The sequence below is a fragment of the Cylindrospermum stagnale PCC 7417 genome (assembly GCF_000317535.1).
GTDB classification, from domain to species: Bacteria; Cyanobacteriota; Cyanobacteriia; order Cyanobacteriales; family Nostocaceae; genus Cylindrospermum; species Cylindrospermum stagnale.
This window is the reverse complement of record NC_020050.1, coordinates 1-19,416: the sequence shown is the minus strand read 5'-3', so window position 1 is coordinate 19,416 and position 19,416 is coordinate 1. Positions and strand designations below refer to the sequence as shown.

Below are 19,416 nucleotides of genomic sequence, written 5' to 3'. Positions count from 1 at the left end.
CAGGGGGTGACTTCCTGGCTTAGGCATCCACCTAGTCAATCATATCTGCCAACAAATAAGTCATCTCTAACTGACCTTGTTTACGGTTATCGTCGTACTGGAGAAGCACATCCAGCTTGGCATGACGGCTGACTTTTTGCGTCTTTCGCACATCCCCTTGGGTTGCTTCTAAAAGAGTTGTAATCCCACTATGGCGGATGCGGTGCGGTGACATTAACTTTTTCACACCAGCTGCATCAAAATAATTGACAACAATTTTGCGGATGCCGTCCCCAGTGAGACGATGCCCTTTGCTGCGGTTATCAAGGGCGATAAATAGGGGTGAGGAGGCGGTAATATTCCCCCGGACTTGCAACCAATCACAGATAGCATTAACTGTTGCTACTGACAGTTTTACCCATTCATCATTCGTACCTTGCCCTTTTCCCAAAATCCGCAACCTGTCAGAGTGTGGGTCGAAGTCTTTAATATTTAATTGACTCACCTCATTGCGTCGCAGTAAATTTTCCCACAACAGCCGCAACAGCGCATAATCTCGTTTCCCATGAACTGTTGAGCGCTCAATTAACTGGACTACACTGTCGATGGTTTGGGCATCCACCCCAGAGGTATCTCGATACGCTTTTACCTTTTCCAACTCTACATCTTCTAGCGTATAGCTGCACACACCCAACTTGCGGGCAAACTTCACCAACGATTTAATGCTGCTGAGGCGACGGTTGACTGTTGCTTCCTTCAACCCCTGTGCCAGTAGCTTGGCCTTATATTTCAACACCACCGCCACCGCCCGCTTCTCGGTCAGGTGCAGAAACTCCAACACGCTGTCAGAATTCGGCTCAATACCAGTCATAGCCACGAAAAACTTTCGCAAATCTTTTTGGTATTCGCGCCGGGTGCTGGGTGCGCGAATATTGGCAAGCATCAAAGCAATGACATCCTGCTCATCAGGAGTTGCCGCAAAATACCGCTCAATTGGGGCTGAAAGAGATTTTTTTAATGACTCTACCGCATGAGCAATAGGAGTGTCATCGTTTGCTTTTGGGGATGCACGCTCTTGGGGATATGGAGTATCGGACATAGCATTAAGCGCGAAAACGGAACTTTTCGATATCAAAACTATTCTCTCTCAATTTGCCCGACCGCACTCACTTTGGCGCGATAAATCTTCCATTAGACGTTCACAATTGGAATGTTGCTAAATATACTGCTGTGGTATTAGTGCTATTCGCTTGTTACCCAACGCTTGACTATACTACGTTATGTATTCTGACTGAATTATGAGCAAGGCAAAAATTAAACCATCCCAGTGGTTGGAATGGTTTAAGGGAATTATCAATTTTTCTTAATGCTCTTTTGCTTATAGGCGGCGACCAATTGTTGTTGGCAACAATTCGGGCAAACCTTTTAACTTGACAGTTTCGGTGAGTTGGTTGTTATTCTGGCGTTTTGAATAGATAGGATTGCCCGTTAGCTTGATTAAGCTTGATGCTATTAGGGTTGCGCTTCCAAGATCCGACCTATACTTCTTGGCGATAGTGCTGGCAGCCCCCTGCTCTTTGCTTCTTCAGCTACCTGCATATGGTAATGGTGCTTTGAACGACTGGGTTTTCGGTTCTTGCTCCATTCGCTGATTTCAACGATTTTGCTCGCCTCTGTACTTTTGCACTTTTTAGGTCTGCCTACGTTTACACCTAATACCTCGTTAGCCTTGGCGATCGCCGACTCCTGGGTTTCTGATGAGATGGTACTTGATGTCCATCTTTTCTTCCACTTTGCTATTGATTTTTCAGTTACACCAATCTCTTCTGCTATGGCTAAGTATTTTTTACCTTCGTCTAGTCCCAGCAGAATTTTCGCTCTTTTGCTAACTTCATCGCTGCTGGTTGCGGCTAGGTGCTCTAGTGCTTGTTTTTCAATAGAATTTAATATCTGAAGGTGAGGCATCTAAAAATTTACCCCTCTCTACTGTATAATTTTGCCAAATGGAACGAAACCTGATATACTTTATTTTGTAGCGTTTATTTTTCCTAAATATTCACTCAAAACCCTGTTAGTAGCAGGGCTTTGAGGAAAAAACAGGCCCACATGTTACTAAAACAGAACGGAACTTTGTTTTGTCAACTTAATCATCTAGAGCCATCATATCATGAGTTTACCCAGTTTTACAAACCTTTCTTTAGATGTTTTTTTCCCAAATACCAGTGGGTTAAATCTCTCTTTAGTAAGTCGTATTGGTTTTCAATGGATTGGGAATAATACTTTTCCACCTAAAAAATTCTCTTCAATAGTTTTTCTGGTAGGTAATATTTTGCTACTTACAAGATTTAAGTACTTTTTTTAATTGTCACTTTCAGCGATGAGTGAAAGTGCTACAAATCTTGCTGCTTAAGATTTTTCTGTTTCCTGCTTAGGCTTTTCAAGATTGGATTTATCTTTTGAGTGACACTTTGTGACCCGGAGTATAAATATGTCTCAGGTGCATAATCCGGCAATTGTATATATTTCTCCTGCGGAGTTGGTTGTTCATCCGAAGCTGATAGAAATATATGGTGAGAATGAGGATCGTCCGGCTTTGGAAAAAAGTATCTCAGAAAAAGGGATTCTTGAATCCTTGAAAGTATCTGCGCGTACTGGTGTAAATGTCGTCTTGGCAGGTAAGTGTCGATTGCAGATAGCTCGCAAGCTCTTAATTTCCGCTGTGAAAGTGGAATTTGTCGAGTCTGGTTCGCCTGAAGAAGATTTGAAACTAGTGCTTGACTTTAATCTCCACGGGGAAGGTGGGAAGACTCATTACCAAAAATTTAACGAGGGGCAGTACTGGGAGAGGGTACTTCGTCCCCAGGCGAAAGAAAGACAAAGGGAGAACGCTCGTCGTTTGAATCAATCGAATGATTCAAATTTGAATCATTCGCTAAATGAAAGTAAGTCTCAATTAGTAAAGGTAAGCGAGTGATTCAGGAGGTCTCAGCAAATCTAAATTTAAGTGTTGGCAGTTATCACAAGGGTAAGAAAGTATTTGATTTAATTTCTCAATTACGAGAACTGAAAAAATTTAAGGCAGTTGTTGCACTGGAGATGGAATTTAACCGGAGTATTGATGCAGCGTACAAGTTTGTTTGCAATCAAGATATCTGTTACCAGGTGATAGACCTGATTGAGGCAGGTGAGATAAATAGTATAGCCGATGGTATTGCTTGGATACGTAGTGGCGAACGCAAACCGTTTCGGCGTTTCCAGCTTGACCAAGTATATCAATTCAAGAAGAGACTGCGGCCAGAGTTGGAAATTGTGGGACGAGTTATTAATATAACTAATGAATTTGTTGTGTTTGGATTGAGAAATTTAGTGAATATGAGCCTTGAAATTGTGAATCTACGTCCGCGACAGATTGATGCAGAGTTGCTTTCGTAACCATCTGCGTCACAGAGGAGGAGAATATTTTGCTTAATGCAAAAGTTTAGTGATGTTTTCCCAGTTCAGGTGTCTTTAGCGGAGTTGTTGAAACTTCTATGACTTGAACCATAACTTGGGCTAAAATGTGAACCATAAAATGAGCCATAAGTAACGGCAAAATAAGCCTTACGGGAAAAAGTGAAATAAAACTTTGCATCAAATAATGAGCCAGAGTTGATTTTCTGCACCATAATATGAACATGAGTTGAAAAAACCCTAAAGGACAAAACCCCAAGCAAACAGCCAGCTTTTAGCAGCACAAAAATCAACTTTTGTCCCAAAATATGATTCAAAATCACCAATATCTGCTTCACTCCCCCCGTAATCAGTAATATAGACTTGTGTAGTGAAACTCCAAAACTGTCTCTAGATATAGGGTTCTGGGGGGAGTCAAGAAAAAATGAAGCCCAAACACACACCTATCATCTTCTAGTTCCATGAACTCCTCTGAATTTGACCAATGGTGTTCCCAACAGCAACTAACGGCATCTTGCCTAGACCTAATTGCCACAATCAGGTCAGCCCCACCCTCACGCCGTGTACAAGGACGCGCCAAAAACGTCAGCGGAGTTTACCCCAGCCGGAAAATGGGTCAAACCATCTCCTTTGAAAGCCACACCGTAGAACTGTGGGCAATCTACCAAATGGAACACGACCCAGAGGTATTAGAGTTTTACGACCAGCCACCCTCCTTCCTCATCCAGTACCAAAACAAAACAGGACGCAAAATAGGTCACTACCATACCCCAGACTTCTTCGTGTTGAGAACTGATGGTGCAGCCTGGGAAGAATGGAAAACTGAAACCGAACTCAAACGACTAGCCGAAAAATACCCCGGACGCTACCAAAAAACTGCCGACGGTAAATGGCACAGCCCACCGGGAACAGCCCATGCCTCTTCCTATGGACTCAAATACTACATCCGCACCGATAGCGAACTGCATCCCATCTTCACCCAAAACCTCATCTTCCTAGAAGACTACCTTCCATTCAACATCAACATCCCCCACACCATCACAGAACAAATACTCACCGCAGTCCAAGCCAACCCCGGAATCACCATAACCGCCACACTGGCCTCAAGCCCCGGAATCAGAGCCAACGACATCTACGCCATGATAGCCACAGAGCAACTCTACGTAGACCTGTATGCAGCGCCCCTAGTAGAACACTGGCGAGTACAGCTATATCTAGACCAACAAACCCATCAAGCCTACACACATCTAGCCATAACTTCACAGCATCATCAACCAATACCCCTACCCACAGCACTCCTACCAAACACAGTCCTGCTATGGGACTCCAAGCCCTGGACATTAGTAAACAAAGGCGAAACCACCACCACACTCCTACCAGAAATTGGACAACCCATCCAACTACCAACAGCATATTTCCTGCAACTATTGGAAAGCGGCAACATCAAAATTCAAAACTCTGAAAAACAAGCATCCATCAATAATGCAGTGCAGGCACTCATGGATGCAGCCTCTCCAGCCGACCTCAGCCAAGCAAATCACCGATTTCATCTAGTACAAGCCTATATTCAGCACCACGCAGATATCTACAAAGATATTCCTGCCAGTACCTTGAAAAGATGGGTAAAACAGTTTCGAGAAGCCGAAACCAAGTATGGTTGCGGTTACGTTGGTTTACTACCACGTACAAAGCGGCGAGGAAATCGTCAAACCAAAGCACCAAACCAATCAAGGGAACTACTCGATAAATTTATTACCGAGCACTTTGAGACACCAAGGCAAGCACCAGCAGCTTCGGTATATAGGTTATACGTCAAAGCTTGCAACGAATTAAATATACAACCCCTGAGTTCTCGTACCTTTTATCACCGCATCAAACAGCGACCAATCCACGAACAAACCAAAAAACGTCAGGGAGCAAAAGCCGCATACCCAACAGAACCAACAATCTTAGAACTAGCCAAAACCACACCCCGACACGGAGACAGACCCTTTGCCATCGCCCACATTGACCACACCCAACTCGACATCGAACTACGCTCACAAGCCACAGGACGGAACTTAGGACGACCTTGGCTGACATTACTCATTGATGCCTATTCCCGTCGTATCCTCGCCCTTTATCTCACCTTTGACCCACCCAGTTACAGGTCTTGTATGATGGCACTACGTTCTTGTATCCAGCGATTTGGTCGTTTTCCCCAAGCCGTAGTCGTAGACGGAGGCAAAGAATTTCATAGCCTCTACTTTGACACCCTACTAGCACGCTACCACTGCATCAAAAAAACCAGACCTGGAGGCAAACCGCGTTTTGGTTCAGTCATAGAACGATTATTCGGCACAACAAATACCGAGTTTGTATACAACCTCTTAGGTAACACCCAAGCAAGTAAACAGCCACGACAGCTGACTCCATCCGTTGACCCCAAACAACAAGCTGTGTGGACATTGGCAGATTTGTATACCTACCTCACCGAGTGGGCCTACACCATTTACGACGCAAGCGAGCACGATTCCCTGGGGGCAACACCATTACAAGTTTATACCGACGGGTTGCTGATAGCGGGGGAACGAGAACACCGGCACATCGCCTACAACGAAGACTTCCTCATGTCCACACGCCCCAGTACAACCAAAGGAACGGCTTTAGTCCAGCCGGGACAAGGAATTAAAGTCAATTATCTTTATTACTGGAACGATGCTTTTCGCAATCCATCTGTTGAAAAAACCAAAGTTCCCGTGCGTTATGACCCCTTTGATATGGGTCACGGAAACGACACAAAATACACCCAGTTCTGTTACGGAGACAGCAGAAGTGCAAATCCAGCCCAAGAAGAGGCAAACTCGCTCTAAGAAGGAATCTGCCGTAGTCTCGGAGGAAATGCCACAAGATAAACAAAGTTCTGAGGCTTTTGTAATGTCTTTCACAACTGAGCCTGACAATGTTGAAGCAGTTCCCAAGAAAAATGGGCGTAGGAGTGTCGGACAACGCAAGCCACAACGAGATAAGGTTGGGGAGTAGGGACAAAATTTACAATCTTTTGCTCAATAGAGTGATGAATTGATTCAGAGCTTTTTGGGTTGTTTTGTATCCAGGGGCTTGTTTACCTAATTTTAGTTCCTGTAATACTTGGTCACGTAAAGCTTCAAGTTCTACCATGTTCAGCAGTGTCGGTGTATGCTCTTCAGCGATGTCAGGTTGTTGATCTTGATTTTCCTCTCCCCGTGTAATATACGGAAAAGTGTCGTCTTCTTTCCATGTATTACTTGGTAGATTGTCGCTTTTTACTATTTCTTCTAAATAATCTGCTCTTGTTAATCAATAGCATTCAGCAGCAATGCCCCAATGCTTTCCAGGTGTCATCTGTTAGTCTCAAAGAGCGTACTTGACGGTAATCATCATTTTTCAGGGCAAATTTCCCTTGAATATCCCGTTTCAACATAACCCTTTCCAAGTAATACACCGTTAGGTTAACAGTTTTTCCGTGTATTACATGGAAGTTAGGTTTTTACTTTGACTGCTTTTTTGAAGCATAAAATGGACATCTGCTTTGTGAAGCATAATGTGAGCTAAAAGCCCATTTTTTCATTCAAGTCACAACTTCCCAATTTGACTGATAAAGAGGAGGTCTTGTTGCGAATGTATGAGTCTGACGTGTTTGAAAAAACTTGGGAGGATTATAAAACCCAAATGAAAGCAATGGAAGTATCTACAAATAGAAATAAGGATAATATTCGTGCTGCATAGGTAGCTGTGGGCAGTCTCTCTAGCAGAGAATTTATCCCAGAATTTAACTTTACCTAATAGAACCCAAAAAAAAGTTGGGTAGCCGCATTGTTGTTGGTCAATCAAGCGCTTTGGACTAAATGCTAGTCTAAGCCTACGTATGTCTAAGCCTAAACAAGTATAAATCTCTGTTTGCTTTTAACCATGAGACGATTACCAGTCGCCTCCAACAAGCGAATAACCAACGCTTGATTGATTGATTGAATCAAAAAAAAATTTCAAATTTAGGCTAACACATTTTGACTAACAGCAAGGCTACCTGATGCACAAAAATTATCAGGACAGTCACTCATGTTCCAAGAAAATTTAGGGGCAGATGTCGAGAACAAGCCCCAATTAAGCCTTTCACAGCCTTTAAAAAAGAAAATCAAACCTCACCTGCCCGCAGAATCCGTGGGTAAACGCTATGTAGAGCGCTTTTGGCATCCATTTGGGGCGATAGTTGCCCCCAATCAAGCACAAGGTGGAAAACCAGCATGGCGCACCATCGACCATTACCTCCATCCCTCCCAACTGTGGAAACTGCACCAAGACAAGTCGAAACTAGTAGGTCTCCGCTTTGACAACACAACCCGTTACGCCACAATCGATTTAGACTTCTTCGGTGACTACCACAACCTTGAATCTATAAATCGTATCAAAGGGGCGCTAGAGGACATCGGCATAGTCGATATCATCATCCTCCAGTCCAGCTTTAGTGGCGGCTATCACCTGATCCTAACCTTTGCATCCCCCCTGCCTACCTTTACCCTAGCCTGCGCTCTAGAGATTACCTTAAGAAATGCAGGCTTTGTCCTGCGGCAAGGGCACCTAGAAATCTTCCCCTACACCAAAGCCTACAGTGAAAAACAAATAACCAACTATAAAGCCATCCGCTGCCCCATGCAACCGGGTAGCGGGTCATTTTTACTGGATAACGACTTACAACCTATTAGTGACTCGGTTTCCGTCTTTCTCGACTATTGCGATCGCGCGGCCAGTCGGCAAGATTTAACCAAACTAAAACGGATAGCGAAAAAAGCCAAAAAACAAATTACACGGGAGAGATATCGCAAGCAAGAGTCTGCTGACGTTGCACAGTGGCGTACCAACTGGGAAGAAATAATCGCCAGCGGTTGGACGGGACGAGAACAAACAAACACCCTCTTACAAATCTTCGTGGGCTACGGAATCGTCTTTTTAGACTTAGAGGGTGAGAAATTAGTCGAATTTTGCCTCTCCACCGCCATTAACGCCCCTGGCTGCACAAAAAATTGCCGCCACCAACATGAAATCGAAGCAAGAGTTAGAGATTGGGTAGAATGCACAACACGCCACCAATGGTATACCCCCTACGCCAGTTATCCAAAACGTCCCTTAGGAACATTTGCCAACACCTATGCCCTAGCCCTAGCTGGTGGTAGAGAAGTAAAAAAATCCCCTGAGATAGACAACGTAATCCCATTTGAAAAACCAAAAAGCCAAAACCAGGAACGCAGCGAGCGATCGCAAAAGCGCATTCAGAGCATAGTCAAAGCATTGGAGTCGGATACAGGCTTAAAAGAGGGAGTAACCGAAAGAGGCAAGCAGATAAGTGCAGAACATAAACTTGTGTAATTAATTATGTTTACCTACTTATAGCGGTTCTCGGTTGAGTGAGATACAAAAACCCCACCCCCAATCCCCTCCCCGCAAGCGATGAGGGGACTATGATGTATCTCATCCAAGTGCATACCGCTATATGCCCAGTGGCAAAAGAGTTTCCTTGAGCATCTGAGTTAAGAAAATCTGTCCACAGCAATTACCTACAGTAGCAATCGAAGCCATATGAAAATCCAGTGAAAAATCTGCAACTGCATCTCCAACAAAGAAAACTTGTATATCTCTCATCAAAGCATCGAGTGCAGTAGCCGTACAGCCAATATGACTATAAACACCTGTGATAATTAACTGGTCTATTTTTAAAGTCTTTAAAGTATCTGCCAAATTGCTTTTGTAGAAAGCACTATATTTGTGTTTGATGATCATGTAATCACGATTATTGTCTGGCTTCACTTCATCCACAATTTCCACATGATCTGGAATGTTGCTCATCCCACCGCCCCAAAAGTCGTACAGCAAACCACGTTGCTCAATATGCTCACAGGGACTAGCAACACTGTAGATAATAGGTATATTCGCTGCAATACAAACTTCTCGAACTGCCTTGATGTTCTCAATTAAATGTCTGCCTGGCCTTTCATCTCCACCCATAAGAGGTTTTAAATAGTACTTTTGCATATCATGAATTAACAGTGCTGCTCTATGAGGTAGAACTGACCACTGAACTCGGTTATATTGCAGACATTCGATTCCCGGTAACTGATAGGGATGGCAACCTGCGCTAAGTTTATTCATTTTATTTCGCCAAATTTCATCATTTATTATCTTCAGCAAAGATACTTGATTTATTGAGGTAACTTTGAGCTATTCTGTTACTTTCGGTAGCGGCGCATCTTGATTAATCAACTTTTTAGCCTGTAGCTCTGTCCAGAAGTCATCAGGAATATTCTGTTGTAATAAATTAAAGTTTTCGTTCATCTGTTTTACTGATGCCGCACCGGGTATAATCGTGGTAACTGCTGAGTGAGCTAAAGCAAATTGTGAGGCTGCTGCCTTTAAGGAAACTTGGTAGTGATCGCAAACAGCTTCTATACGACGTACTCGGTCTACAATTTCTGGTGGAGCCTCTGCGTAATCGTATTTAGCACCTGACTGGACTCCTGTTGCCAAAATACCGCTATTATAAGTACCGCCCAAAATGACGCTAATATTCTTTTTTATACATAAAGGGAAGAGTTTTGACATAGCACTTTGGTCAAGTAAGGTATAACGACCAGCTAGTAAAAAGCAGTCGAAGTCTCCTTCATGGGCAAATCTAACCAGCATCTGCCACTGTTTCATGCCGACACTAATAGCACGGATAACGCCTTGGCTGCGTAGTTTTTCCAAAGCCGGATACGCTGACTCAATCGCCTCTTGATAATGGTCGTCAGGATCATGGATATGCACAATATCAATGCGATCGCTCTTTAGCCGAGTGAGGCTTTCCTCGAATGAGCGCATCACACCGTCATAGCTGAAGTCAAAAACTGGTCGGAAAGGGAGAGGATTGACGAAAATTTTCTTACCACGATCATCACCCAAAGTTGGTATCAAAGTCCGACCTACCTTAGTAGCAAGTACAAACTGATCGCGAGGGATTTCCGCTAAGGCCTTACCCAACCGTTCTTCGCTTTTGCCTGACCCATAGAAAGGTGCTGTATCGAACAGGTTTAATCCAAGTGAAAGGCTACGATGTACCAGTTCAAAGGCTTGTTCTTCTGATATATCTTCATACATCCCTCCTAGAGAAGTACATCCTAGCCCCAAACGGGTTACTTCTAAACCTGTGCTTCCCAAACTCGTCTTCTGCAATGGGTTCATTGTAAGTTTCCTAGTTGTACACTTAGTAATTTTGCTGTACTAGTAGCTTTTGAGATAATTTCTACTGTTTCACTACTCAAACTTGAACTTTTTTTCAAACCTGCTCCGACAATCATCTCACCAGTTTCACTATTTTCCATCTTGAAAATAGAACGGATAGAAACTAAGCTTTCTAGACAACCAGGAGTTCTCAGAAAAAAGCAACCACCATAGTAACCGCGAGGGCGACTTTCTATTTGTTGAATAGCAAATTGTGTATGCTTGTCTTGTGTTCCTGTAGCCGGACTCGGTGTTAGATGTGCCAGAGTCGAAAGCATAGAGATATCACTATGGTAAGGTTTTTCATAAGCTGAGTGGAAGTGTGTAATTTTGTCAAATGCAAGTAAGTCACAATCCACTATCAGTTCAAGTTTTCCAACTACATCTTCTACAAGAGAGCGAAGAGTATTACGGGCAGATAGATGCTCATTTATTAAGCTAGTCTTATCGAAATCTTTGCCTTGTTGATAAGTTCCAGCTAGAATTTGCACTTGAAGTTTTGAGTCAGCAATCGAAATAAATTGCTCAGGTGTACAGCTGATAAGATTCCAGTTATCACTTTTAATCAAAAATTTTTGGTGGATAGGAGTTTTGACACCATTGACCAAATCATTAAGTAGGTCAGGATTAATATATACGGGAAAACGTACTGATACGACCAAATGATCAATATCCAGTTTTTGCCTAAGTTCCAATCCATGAGTCACTACTTTATTGACTTCTACAACTGTTTGGTTATTAATTAGAGAATTATTTTTCTCATCCTTAGTTAAAATACTATCAATACTACTAATGCTATTTTTAGCACAAATTTCCTCAGTGTTTCCTGCTTGCATGACAAAAACAACAGATTCACCTTGAATCTGTTGATCAATTAGATTTGAATCTGTTACCCAATCTAGTTTCTCATTGAGAAGAGACTTGCATTCATACCCAATAATGCCTGAAGCAGTAAGACTTTGCGCTTCTAACCATTTGTCTAAAGCTACCAATAATTGACTTAATGTTGTAGGAGCATTTGAACATATTGACTCCTTGAAAGTGCCACAGGTTATTACTTTTAGTTTGCCATCAATATTTACTACTTCAATGCTTAGTAATGGTGATATACATCGTATATATTTAGTTTCGGTATGCCAAATCCACATTTGATAATCTCCTTGAGATATAATTAATTACTAGCTGTTTATTAGCTATTGAGAGGAAAAATCTAAACTTTAAAAAAGTAATGAAGCTCACAATACCCCGCCACCTGAATCCTTACGCTTGATTGACTAGAATTCAAATTGCAAACTCAATTTCAGAAATCTCGATTCATACATAGCATCAAAGAGAAGATTCTCTTCTGAAGAAAAATGGTTTTTCCAATCTCCTACAATACCCTTACGCATATGTTTAGGAATACCTTCTCGCTGAGGAACCCAATCTAGATTAGCTTTCGGATTAATTGCCATTGCAGAAAATTGACTTGCCGCAATCACAGCATCTAGTAAATCAGACGTTAAGGGGATATCTATAAAATTAGCAACATTTGTAACTACTTGAGCTAAGTTTTTTGTCATGTCTTCATATTTAACAAACATGACATTATCTGAGTCCTGACTTACTTTCCACCAGTCCAATACATGATCAAATATTGAGCCATAACCGACCTTGCCCTCAATATATAGCTTAATAAATTCACGCCAATTCCCTTCGTATCCCATTTTGCTGCGGGCATGATAATAATAGGATACAGCATTGTCCTTTGGATTGCAAGCAACATAAATATATTTGGCTTTGGTTTTGCCAAATATTGGCATTAAAGACACAGGTAAATGACTGTGAAAGTAACGGCGATCTCCACTATCTCTGATGAGTCTATCTAAACTCCATAACAAGTTGCTGCACCTTCTAGCCAAGGAACCGCTTCACTCAATATCTTGTCACCTTGCTCTCCATTGTTAGCAAGTAGGTGAACAATTTGCTCCATCCATGTTGTACCAGATTTAGGATAGGCTACTATAAAGGTATCCCAATCGCGAACTATAAAGCTATTAAGTGCACCAATTTCCCTCTGGGTAATGAAGATAGGAAATGAAATTAATCCCTCTGGATTCTTACCGTCCTTAACCAGTACCTGTTTGTATTCTGCCATTAGTAATCCTATTTATTAAAGAATGCCGCCTCTTGGGCTTTTGAAATTCGTTCAAATTTATCGGATTGAGTTTTGCTGGATTGTCAAAGTCAATCACAAGCTATAGGTAAAGCTCCCCCATGTTTTACCCAGTTAGCGCAGGCAGTACCTAATTTTTTAGCAATCATATCATCATAGTGCTTGATCTGTTGCTGCGTTAATAAATTTTGCCAGCGTCCATTGGTGCCTTTGTAAATGAATTGGTGCTTTTGAAATATTCGAGGTTCAAATTTTTCGGAATTCTCTCGCATATACTCTAGAGAAGATTTATGTAAGATCATCTCCTGGCACTCGGCATCGACTTTGATATCTAAAAACTTGGCTATTTTTTCAACCCAATTAGGTTTATTTTGAATCAAATCAGCATAGTGGACTAGTAGGACATTCGGAAGATTTCTGACCTGCCACCAACTGTTAATAAACTCAAAAAAATCGTAAGCGTTCAGGGGGTATAAAGAAGACGAAAAACAACCCCCAAAATCCAGCAATAAAATTAGGCAGCTTTCAACAAATCAGAATCATCAGCACAAGTAGTAGGGTTTGGAATCAAAGAAGGAGGGGGTGTACCACCACGAGCCGCAATAACAGCCTGAGTCATAAACTCCAAAACATGACGCTGTTGGGACTTGAGGGTTGTCACCACAGTTAACATCCGAGCCACAAAAACACTACCAGCCTGAGTTTGAGAGCCAAAACTAGTCCGTCGCCATATCACAGCTTTCCCGAATCGCTCTTTCTGCCGCATTATTAGTGGGTTCGACACCGAAAGTTGTCACAAATAACCACATCGCCGACTCAACTTTGAGCAGTTGACGACAAGTGCGGACTGTTTTTGCTAAGGGAGTTTTTTCCCGTCCTGTAATCTCGTATTCGTTAGCTTCGTGCAAAGTTGCTCTGATGGATGAGCGAATCTCCTGAACCAAAACCACAAAATCACCACGAGATAACGTACCATCTCGGACTCGATGCCATAACTCAAATAACTTCTCCTGTTGTTTCACCAGAATTGTTCCCAATTCTGCCGAGACTCCAGTCCGTTCCGATATTTTGATAAATTCCCGTCGCAGATGCGCCCAACATAATTGCCGTCGTTCTAAATCTACCCAGTTGTAAGCGCCATGACGGTCGGAGTTCAAAATCCCCCTGAAGTTTTCACCCAATAAATTCTTTGCCCCTTGGGTGCAACGGGTGAGGGCGATTTCAAAAAATGTGACTAGGTGACTGCAACCCATAACCAAGCTTTTCTCTGTTCAGGATTACTACCATCTATATTTCCTTGATTAAAGCTGGTTTCATCGGCTCCGACGATGTTTGCGTTTTGAATATATAGTTTGGCTTCATCTACACAGGTTGCCAGGGCATGACTCGCTTCAAGCCGCAGTCTGTTGACGGTTCCCAATGATATTGAGATTCCAAACACTTCTTGCATGGCACTTTGTACCATTCTCTGACTGTTGCGGTACACTCCACTCAGAAGTGCTACTAGTGCTACTACTCTGACTCCGTATCCACTTGGGTTCACGTCTTCTGGTAGTATTGCACGGGTCTTTGTGCCACATCCTTTACAGGTCAATTGATGTAGACGATGCTCTATGACTATGGGACTGATTGGTGGTATTTCTACTATCTGGTGACGATAGGGGTTTGTATCAACTCCAGTCAGGGTAGAGCCACAATTTCTGCATTCTTCTGGATGATGGTCTATTACTTCGCTACATTCTTCTATTGGGTATAAGTCCCGGCTATTTCCTTTGTGACCGGGCTGACCCCCTCGCTTTTTACCGCTTTTTTTCTTTTGCAGCTTTTTTCCAAATCCCGGTGGGTCACTTGATGGTGGTGATGATGAGTTAACGGAAGTCCGATTAATTTTTTCTAATAATTGTTCTTGAACTGTCAAGACTTCCGTTAGTTTCTTTGACTGTTGCTCTATTTGCTGCGCCATTGTCTCCACCAGTTTTTTGACACTGGCTGGAGTCTTTCCCCAATCTTCTGGGGGTATCTGTTCTCAGTGATTGACGCACTTCTGTTCCATGTCACTTAATTTATCAGATTTTGGGGGTAATTTTTGGCTATCTCTCTTCTACCCCCTGAACGGTTACAAAACAATAAATAAATCATCTTTTTTCAGGGACGAAATGAACCACCTCTCAAGCGAGGGGTACGCGATCCTAAAGCAGTTGTTTGATAGATGGATTTGATTGATGGATGAATTATCAATTTTACGAAGACTGGCTGGAACAAATCGAACTTTATACCGATCCACCCAGGTAAAAATACAACGCGATCAAAAAAGCGCTCAAGAAGCTAATGTGACAATCTTGGGATATGATGCCACTACTGGCAGGTATCAAGTCCAGGACAAGCTAGGTAATATTATTTTGGCTAGAGCAATTTCTAATTCAGCCGCATTAGCGATTGGATCTCAAGTCAGCCTATGCATCTCGCAATGTGGAATCCCAACGATAGATGCTACGCCAAGATAGTTACTCGATGTGCAAAAAATTGCACATCGAGTAACTATCTTGTAGACAAGGTAAATTTATAAACAATTTAGTGATAGGCAAAATCTTGCCTATCACTTTTATAAGATTTAAATTAGAGGGTTGCATATCAGCCCAAGTAAAATTATGTCTAACTCTCCACTAATCAGATGGTTTGGGATCTCAATCCATGTGAATTCCCACATCCTCCCTTAGAGCACCCCATCGCTGCACCCAGCCGCAACCTGCCATAACGATCAAGGTTTGTCCTAACGGGTGGGTGTGCCATGCTGTCCGACCACCAGGCTCGAACGTGACACTGGCACCAGACGTGCGTACTGGATCGTTTGCTGGGAACAGGGGGTCAATGCGTACAGTGCCAGTAAAATACTCGGCTGGCCCTTTGGCGGAAGGCTCTCAGCCACTTCTTGGGATGATGACAAAGGCTGGAAAAATATTTTAAATAATCTCCGTTTAATTATCCAACCTTTTATCCTATTTAATTTAATTCAACCTTGGCTTACAGTTTTTCCCATCCCCCAACTATCATTAGGGTTTGCTAAACTTCAATCCATTGTTTATAGGCTTACTTCCTCAATTTTGATATTCCTGACTTGCCCTGATTTTGTATTTTCCTCTGCTTAGAGTGACAAATGAGGGATAATTATCAGTCTCGCCCTTCTTTACTTCCGCAATATTACACCTGAATCCTTACCTCTTGCCCTATAGTCAGGAAGACTACGAGAAGCTAATGAAAGCATGATCATCCAAAGGCCCGTCAACAAAAAATTAATCCCTACAAATACTCCCAATACCCAAACTGCGCTGACAGGCCATTGATACAGAATAAAAATCCCTAGAATAATAGCCATGATACCGCTAAATAGTACCCAACCCCAGTTTGGATATCGACGCATTTCAAATGCTGCAATCACCTCCAATACACCCTCAATAAAAATGATAAATCCAAAAGCTAAGGTGAGAGAGAGCGCAGCACCAAAGATGTTGCTAATCAACAAAATTCCACCAATTACGTATAGAATACCAACTACTAGTGTTGTCCAGAAGCCTCGTTTGTGACGTGATTGAAATGCATGAACAATTCGGACGATGCCAGCAATAATTAAAGTCCAGGAGAATACGATTGTGATGGCAATAGTGGCAATAAATGGTTCTGCGATCGCTGCAATTCCCAGCAGAATCATCAAAACACCTAAGACAATTGCCAATGCTGAATTTGTTCTGGTTTCTCTAAAATCTTCAGAAGTCATAGCTTTTCCAAAAATGTTTTGATATGTGGTTAAATCTTGAAAGAGAGACGTGATTAACCCAAGTCTTTCCAAGAGTTATCTCTCCCTTGTGCTCCTCTGCCCCCTCTAAGCATTGACCAGTTCAGGTGATAAGCGCTTCAACACCAGTCGTTCGTGTTCCACATGGACGTAGATTGTGTCGCCTTCGTGGAACTCGCCGCGTAGAATCGCTTTGGCAATCGGAGTTTCTAGTTCTCGCTGAATCGCCCGCTTCAGGGGACGAGCACCGTAAACTGGGTCATAACCGACCTGAACAATCCAATTGAGAGCCTCGTCGGAGATTTTGAGCAAGAGTTTACGCTCGCGCAGTCGCTCCTCTAAACGCTGCACTTGTAGTTTGACAATTTCGCGCAACTCGTCCTTCCGCAAGCTATGGAAGAAAATTATTTCATCAATGCGGTTGAGGAATTCGGGGCGGAAACTTTCTCGAACTGCTTCCATGACGCGATCGCGCATTTGTTCGTACTTGCTATCGTCTCCTGCCACATCCAAAATGTATATTGAACCAATATTGCTGGTCATAATCGCGATCGTATTTTTAAAATCTACTGTGCGTCCCTGAGAATCAGTTAGGCGACCATCATCCAGGATTTGCAGCAGGACGTTGAATACATCAGGATGAGCTTTCTCAATTTCGTCAAACAGAATTACAGAATAAGGTCGGCGGCGAATCGCCTCGGTGAGTTGTCCGCCTTCTTCATAGCCCACGTAACCTGGAGGCGCACCAATGAGACGGGCAACAGCGTGTTTCTCCATGTATTCGGACATATCGATCCGCACCAGTGCATCTTCGGTATCAAACAGATATTCCGCTAAAGCTTTTGCCAGTTCTGTTTTTCCCACCCCGGTTGGGCCTAAGAAAATAAAGCTGGCAATGGGACGATTCGGGTCTGCCAACCCAGCACGGGAACGTTGAATTGCATCGGCAACAGCTCTTACAGCTTCCTCCTGACCAATCACACGTTCATGTAGCTCTTCTTCCAGATGCAAGAGTTTTTGCATTTCCGATTCAACCAGTCTGCTCACCGGAATACCCGTCCACTTGGAGATAATTTCGGCAATGTCAGCTTCGGTGACTTCTTCGCGCAACAGAAATTTACCGCTAGTCTGGATTTGAGTTAGTCGCGCTTCGGCTTCTTCTAGTTGTCGTTGCAGCTCAGTGAGTTTGCTGTATTTCAGTTCTGCTGCCCGGTTGAGGTCGTAATCGCGTTCGGCTTGCTGAATTTCTACATTGACACGCTCAATCTCTTGTCTAATTTGGCGAATGCGATCGATGATTTGCTTCTCTGCTTGCCATTGAGCATTGAGAGCAACTTGCCGTTCTTTTAACTCTGCAAGTTCTCTCTCCAGCCGTTCTAACCGCTCTCTGGAAGCACTGTCTGTTTCTTTTTGCAGTGACAGCCGCTCCATTTCCAGTTGCAGAATTTTGCGATCGATTTCGTCTAATTCTTCTGGTTTGGAAGTAATTTCCATTTTTAGTTTAGCCGCAGCTTCATCCACCAAATCAATAGCTTTGTCGGGTAGGAAGCGATCGCTAATATATCTGGCAGACAGAGTAGCTGCCGCTACTAACGCACTATCAGAAATCTTCACGCCGTGGTGTAACTCGTAGCGCTCTTTCAAACCGCGCAGAATTGAGATGGTATCTCCCACACTGGGCTGATCGACATACACCTGCTGAAAACGACGTTCCAAAGCCGCATCTTTTTCAATGTACTTGCGATATTCATCTAGCGTGGTGGCACCAATACAGCGCAGTTCGCCGCGAGCAAGCATCGGCTTGAGCAAGTTGCTAGCATCCATCGATCCTTGCGTTGCACCCGCACCAACTACAGTGTGAATTTCGTCAATGAACAAGACGATTTGTCCCTGTGCTTCTTGGATTTCTTTTAAGACAGCTTTCAGGCGTTCTTCAAATTCTCCTCGGTATTTGGCTCCGGCAATTAACGCACCCATGTCTAAAGCTATTAGTTTGCGATGCCTACGGCCGGCTACGCCAACGCGCAATGATTCCGGGACATCACCACTGACAATGCGCTGCGCTAATCCTTCTACAATTGCCGTTTTACCGACACCGGGTTCACCAATCAGCACGGGGTTATTTTTAGTCCGACGAGAAAGGATTTGAATCGTGCGGCGAATTTCTTCATCTCGTCCAATCACTGGGTCGAGTATGCCCTCATGTGCCAATTGGGTTAAATCGCGTCCGTATTTTTCTAGCGCTTCATATTTAACTTCCGGGTTTTGATCTGTCACTTTTTGACTCCCTCGAATCTGTTGAATGATGTTGCGGAGTTTTTTTTCATCCAGTCCAAATTCTTGAAACAACCCTTTACCAAAGCGATCGTCTTTGGCAAAGGCAAGTATTAAATGTTCAATAGAAATATATTCATCACCAAACTCTTTGCGGTATTGTTCGGCGCGATCGAGCAGCCTCTCTAAACTGTGTCCGATGTATACCGAACCACTGCTAGCCCCCGATACTTTGGGCTGACGGTTGATGAAGTCGATAGTGCGCTCGTGGAGTTTTTGAACATTCACCCCAGCTTTGTTGAAAATAGAACTGGCGAGTCCTTCCTGTTCCAGTAGCGCTAGCATCAAATGTTCGCTCTCAATCTGCTGATGCTGAAACTGCTTGGCAATTTCGGGAGTACGAACAAGGGCTTCCCAGGCTTTTTCGGTAAATTGCTCGGGATTGGTTGGTTGCATAATCGTGCCCCTTAGCTGAGAAATAAATTATTTAGGCAGTCAA

17 protein-coding genes and 4 pseudogenes are annotated in these 19,416 nt (G+C 43.1%); 7 read left to right on the top strand and 14 right to left on the bottom strand.

What is annotated here, in order from left to right:
- Nucleotides 1–31: 31 nt before the first annotated feature.
- Both CYLST_RS29790 and CYLST_RS29785 read right to left on the bottom strand, forming a co-directional pair.
- Nucleotides 32–1,078, bottom strand: a complete 1,047-nt coding sequence (locus CYLST_RS29790) for a tyrosine-type recombinase/integrase (protein WP_015328260.1) — start codon at nt 1,076–1,078, stop codon at nt 32–34.
- A gap of 413 nt (nt 1,079–1,491) precedes the next feature.
- Nucleotides 1,492–1,944, bottom strand: a complete 453-nt coding sequence (locus CYLST_RS29785; RefSeq protein WP_015328259.1) for a helix-turn-helix domain-containing protein — start codon at nt 1,942–1,944, stop codon at nt 1,492–1,494.
- A gap of 523 nt (nt 1,945–2,467) precedes the next feature.
- On the opposite strand from CYLST_RS29785, the gene CYLST_RS36205 reads away from it, so the two are divergent.
- A complete protein-coding gene (locus CYLST_RS36205; RefSeq protein ID WP_245587550.1) occupies nt 2,468–2,953 on the top strand; it encodes a ParB N-terminal domain-containing protein in 486 nt (161 codons plus the stop codon).
- Nucleotides 2,950–3,411, top strand: a complete 462-nt coding sequence (locus CYLST_RS36200; protein WP_245587549.1) for a hypothetical protein — start codon at nt 2,950–2,952, stop codon at nt 3,409–3,411. The genes CYLST_RS36205 and CYLST_RS36200 overlap by 4 nt, the downstream gene beginning before the upstream one ends.
- A 65-nt stretch (nt 3,412–3,476) precedes the next feature.
- Here CYLST_RS36200 and CYLST_RS35625 read toward each other — a convergent pair whose 3' ends face one another.
- Complete coding sequence (locus tag CYLST_RS35625; protein WP_216595266.1) at nt 3,477–3,767, bottom strand: hypothetical protein; 291 nt, start codon at nt 3,765–3,767, stop codon at nt 3,477–3,479.
- Nucleotides 3,768–3,890: 123 nt separating this feature from the next.
- Between CYLST_RS35625 and CYLST_RS29775 the strand changes: the two genes are divergently transcribed.
- Nucleotides 3,891–6,281, top strand: a complete 2,391-nt coding sequence (locus CYLST_RS29775; RefSeq protein WP_015328258.1) for a TnsA endonuclease N-terminal domain-containing protein — start codon at nt 3,891–3,893, stop codon at nt 6,279–6,281.
- Between the two features lie 28 nt (nt 6,282–6,309).
- Nucleotides 6,310–6,450: a hypothetical protein gene (locus CYLST_RS35620; RefSeq protein WP_216595265.1), complete on the top strand. Its 141-nt coding sequence runs from the start codon at nt 6,310–6,312 to the stop codon at nt 6,448–6,450.
- A 9-nt stretch (nt 6,451–6,459) separates the two neighbouring features.
- Here CYLST_RS35620 and CYLST_RS36885 read toward each other — a convergent pair.
- Nucleotides 6,460–6,871, bottom strand: a pseudogene (locus CYLST_RS36885) (hypothetical protein).
- A gap of 635 nt (nt 6,872–7,506) precedes the next feature.
- Between CYLST_RS36885 and CYLST_RS29770 the strand changes: the two are divergent.
- Nucleotides 7,507–8,811, top strand: coding sequence for a hypothetical protein (locus CYLST_RS29770; RefSeq protein ID WP_015328254.1), 1,305 nt, complete (start codon nt 7,507–7,509; stop codon nt 8,809–8,811).
- Between the two features lie 120 nt (nt 8,812–8,931).
- On the opposite strand, the gene CYLST_RS29765 is transcribed toward CYLST_RS29770, so the two are convergent.
- From CYLST_RS29765 to tnpC, 7 genes and pseudogenes are all read right to left on the bottom strand, one after another.
- Entirely contained in the window at nt 8,932–9,591 is a 660-nt protein-coding gene (locus CYLST_RS29765; protein ID WP_015328253.1) for an isochorismatase family protein, read from the bottom strand.
- A 69-nt stretch (nt 9,592–9,660) separates the two neighbouring features.
- The gene (locus CYLST_RS29760; protein WP_015328252.1) at nt 9,661–10,659 is read right to left on the bottom strand and encodes an aldo/keto reductase; all 999 of its coding nucleotides are present in this window, start codon (nt 10,657–10,659) and stop codon (nt 9,661–9,663) included.
- The gene (locus CYLST_RS29755; protein ID WP_015328251.1) at nt 10,656–11,846 is read right to left on the bottom strand and encodes a chorismate-binding protein; all 1,191 of its coding nucleotides are present in this window, start codon (nt 11,844–11,846) and stop codon (nt 10,656–10,658) included. Before CYLST_RS29755 ends, CYLST_RS29760 begins: the two co-directional genes overlap by 4 nt.
- A gap of 126 nt (nt 11,847–11,972) precedes the next feature.
- Nucleotides 11,973–12,578 (bottom strand): sulfotransferase domain-containing protein, encoded by a 606-nt coding sequence (locus tag CYLST_RS29750; protein ID WP_041234085.1) that lies wholly within the window; start codon nt 12,576–12,578, stop codon nt 11,973–11,975.
- Complete coding sequence (locus CYLST_RS36450) at nt 12,563–12,835, bottom strand: sulfotransferase domain-containing protein (RefSeq protein ID WP_041234084.1); 273 nt, start codon at nt 12,833–12,835, stop codon at nt 12,563–12,565. The genes CYLST_RS29750 and CYLST_RS36450 overlap by 16 nt, the downstream gene beginning before the upstream one ends.
- A gap of 89 nt (nt 12,836–12,924) precedes the next feature.
- On the bottom strand, nt 12,925–13,362 hold the full coding sequence (locus CYLST_RS29740) for a sulfotransferase domain-containing protein (RefSeq protein WP_051056206.1): 438 nt from the start codon (nt 13,360–13,362) through the stop codon (nt 12,925–12,927).
- A 5-nt stretch (nt 13,363–13,367) separates the two neighbouring features.
- Nucleotides 13,368–14,873, bottom strand: a pseudogene (gene tnpC, locus CYLST_RS29735) (IS66 family transposase).
- Between the two features lie 202 nt (nt 14,874–15,075).
- Between tnpC and CYLST_RS29730 the strand changes: the two are divergent.
- The gene (locus CYLST_RS29730) at nt 15,076–15,357 is read left to right on the top strand and encodes a hypothetical protein (protein WP_015328250.1); all 282 of its coding nucleotides are present in this window, start codon (nt 15,076–15,078) and stop codon (nt 15,355–15,357) included.
- 198 nt (nt 15,358–15,555) lie between these two features.
- Here the strand turns inward: CYLST_RS29730 and CYLST_RS36190 are convergent.
- A pseudogene (locus tag CYLST_RS36190) lies at nt 15,556–15,771 on the bottom strand (cupin domain-containing protein); the annotation flags it as partial.
- A 12-nt stretch (nt 15,772–15,783) separates the two neighbouring features.
- Here CYLST_RS36190 and CYLST_RS33845 point away from each other — a divergent pair.
- Nucleotides 15,784–15,999 (top strand): annotated as a pseudogene (locus CYLST_RS33845) (IS701 family transposase); the annotation flags it as partial.
- Nucleotides 16,000–16,037: 38 nt separating this feature from the next.
- Here CYLST_RS33845 and CYLST_RS29720 read toward each other — a convergent pair.
- Together CYLST_RS29720 and clpB are read right to left on the bottom strand one after the other, a co-directional pair.
- Complete coding sequence (locus CYLST_RS29720; RefSeq protein ID WP_015328249.1) at nt 16,038–16,625, bottom strand: HdeD family acid-resistance protein; 588 nt, start codon at nt 16,623–16,625, stop codon at nt 16,038–16,040.
- A gap of 105 nt (nt 16,626–16,730) precedes the next feature.
- The gene (gene clpB, locus CYLST_RS29715) at nt 16,731–19,373 is read right to left on the bottom strand and encodes an ATP-dependent chaperone ClpB (RefSeq protein ID WP_015328248.1); all 2,643 of its coding nucleotides are present in this window, start codon (nt 19,371–19,373) and stop codon (nt 16,731–16,733) included.
- Between the last annotated feature and the right edge of the window lie 43 nt (nt 19,374–19,416).

Excerpts from the sequence above, each read along its gene's own strand:
- CYLST_RS29790 (WP_015328260.1), bottom strand. The coding sequence starts at position 1,078 with ATGTCCGATACTCCATATCCCCAAGAGCGTGCATCCCCAAAAGCAAAC.
- CYLST_RS29785 (WP_015328259.1), bottom strand. The coding sequence starts at position 1,944 with ATGCCTCACCTTCAGATATTAAATTCTATTGAAAAACAAGCACTAGAG.
- CYLST_RS36205 (WP_245587550.1), top strand. The coding sequence starts at position 2,468 with ATGTCTCAGGTGCATAATCCGGCAATTGTATATATTTCTCCTGCGGAG.
- CYLST_RS29775 (WP_015328258.1), top strand. The coding sequence starts at position 3,891 with ATGAACTCCTCTGAATTTGACCAATGGTGTTCCCAACAGCAACTAACG.
- CYLST_RS35620 (WP_216595265.1), top strand. The coding sequence starts at position 6,310 with ATGCCACAAGATAAACAAAGTTCTGAGGCTTTTGTAATGTCTTTCACA.
- CYLST_RS29770 (WP_015328254.1), top strand. The coding sequence starts at position 7,507 with ATGTTCCAAGAAAATTTAGGGGCAGATGTCGAGAACAAGCCCCAATTA.
- CYLST_RS29765 (WP_015328253.1), bottom strand. The coding sequence starts at position 9,591 with ATGAATAAACTTAGCGCAGGTTGCCATCCCTATCAGTTACCGGGAATC.
- CYLST_RS29760 (WP_015328252.1), bottom strand. The coding sequence starts at position 10,659 with ATGAACCCATTGCAGAAGACGAGTTTGGGAAGCACAGGTTTAGAAGTA.
- CYLST_RS29755 (WP_015328251.1), bottom strand. The coding sequence starts at position 11,846 with ATGTGGATTTGGCATACCGAAACTAAATATATACGATGTATATCACCA.
- CYLST_RS36450 (WP_041234084.1), bottom strand. The coding sequence starts at position 12,835 with ATGGCAGAATACAAACAGGTACTGGTTAAGGACGGTAAGAATCCAGAG.
- CYLST_RS29730 (WP_015328250.1), top strand. The coding sequence starts at position 15,076 with ATGGATGAATTATCAATTTTACGAAGACTGGCTGGAACAAATCGAACT.
- CYLST_RS29720 (WP_015328249.1), bottom strand. The coding sequence starts at position 16,625 with ATGACTTCTGAAGATTTTAGAGAAACCAGAACAAATTCAGCATTGGCA.
- clpB (WP_015328248.1), bottom strand. The coding sequence starts at position 19,373 with ATGCAACCAACCAATCCCGAGCAATTTACCGAAAAAGCCTGGGAAGCC.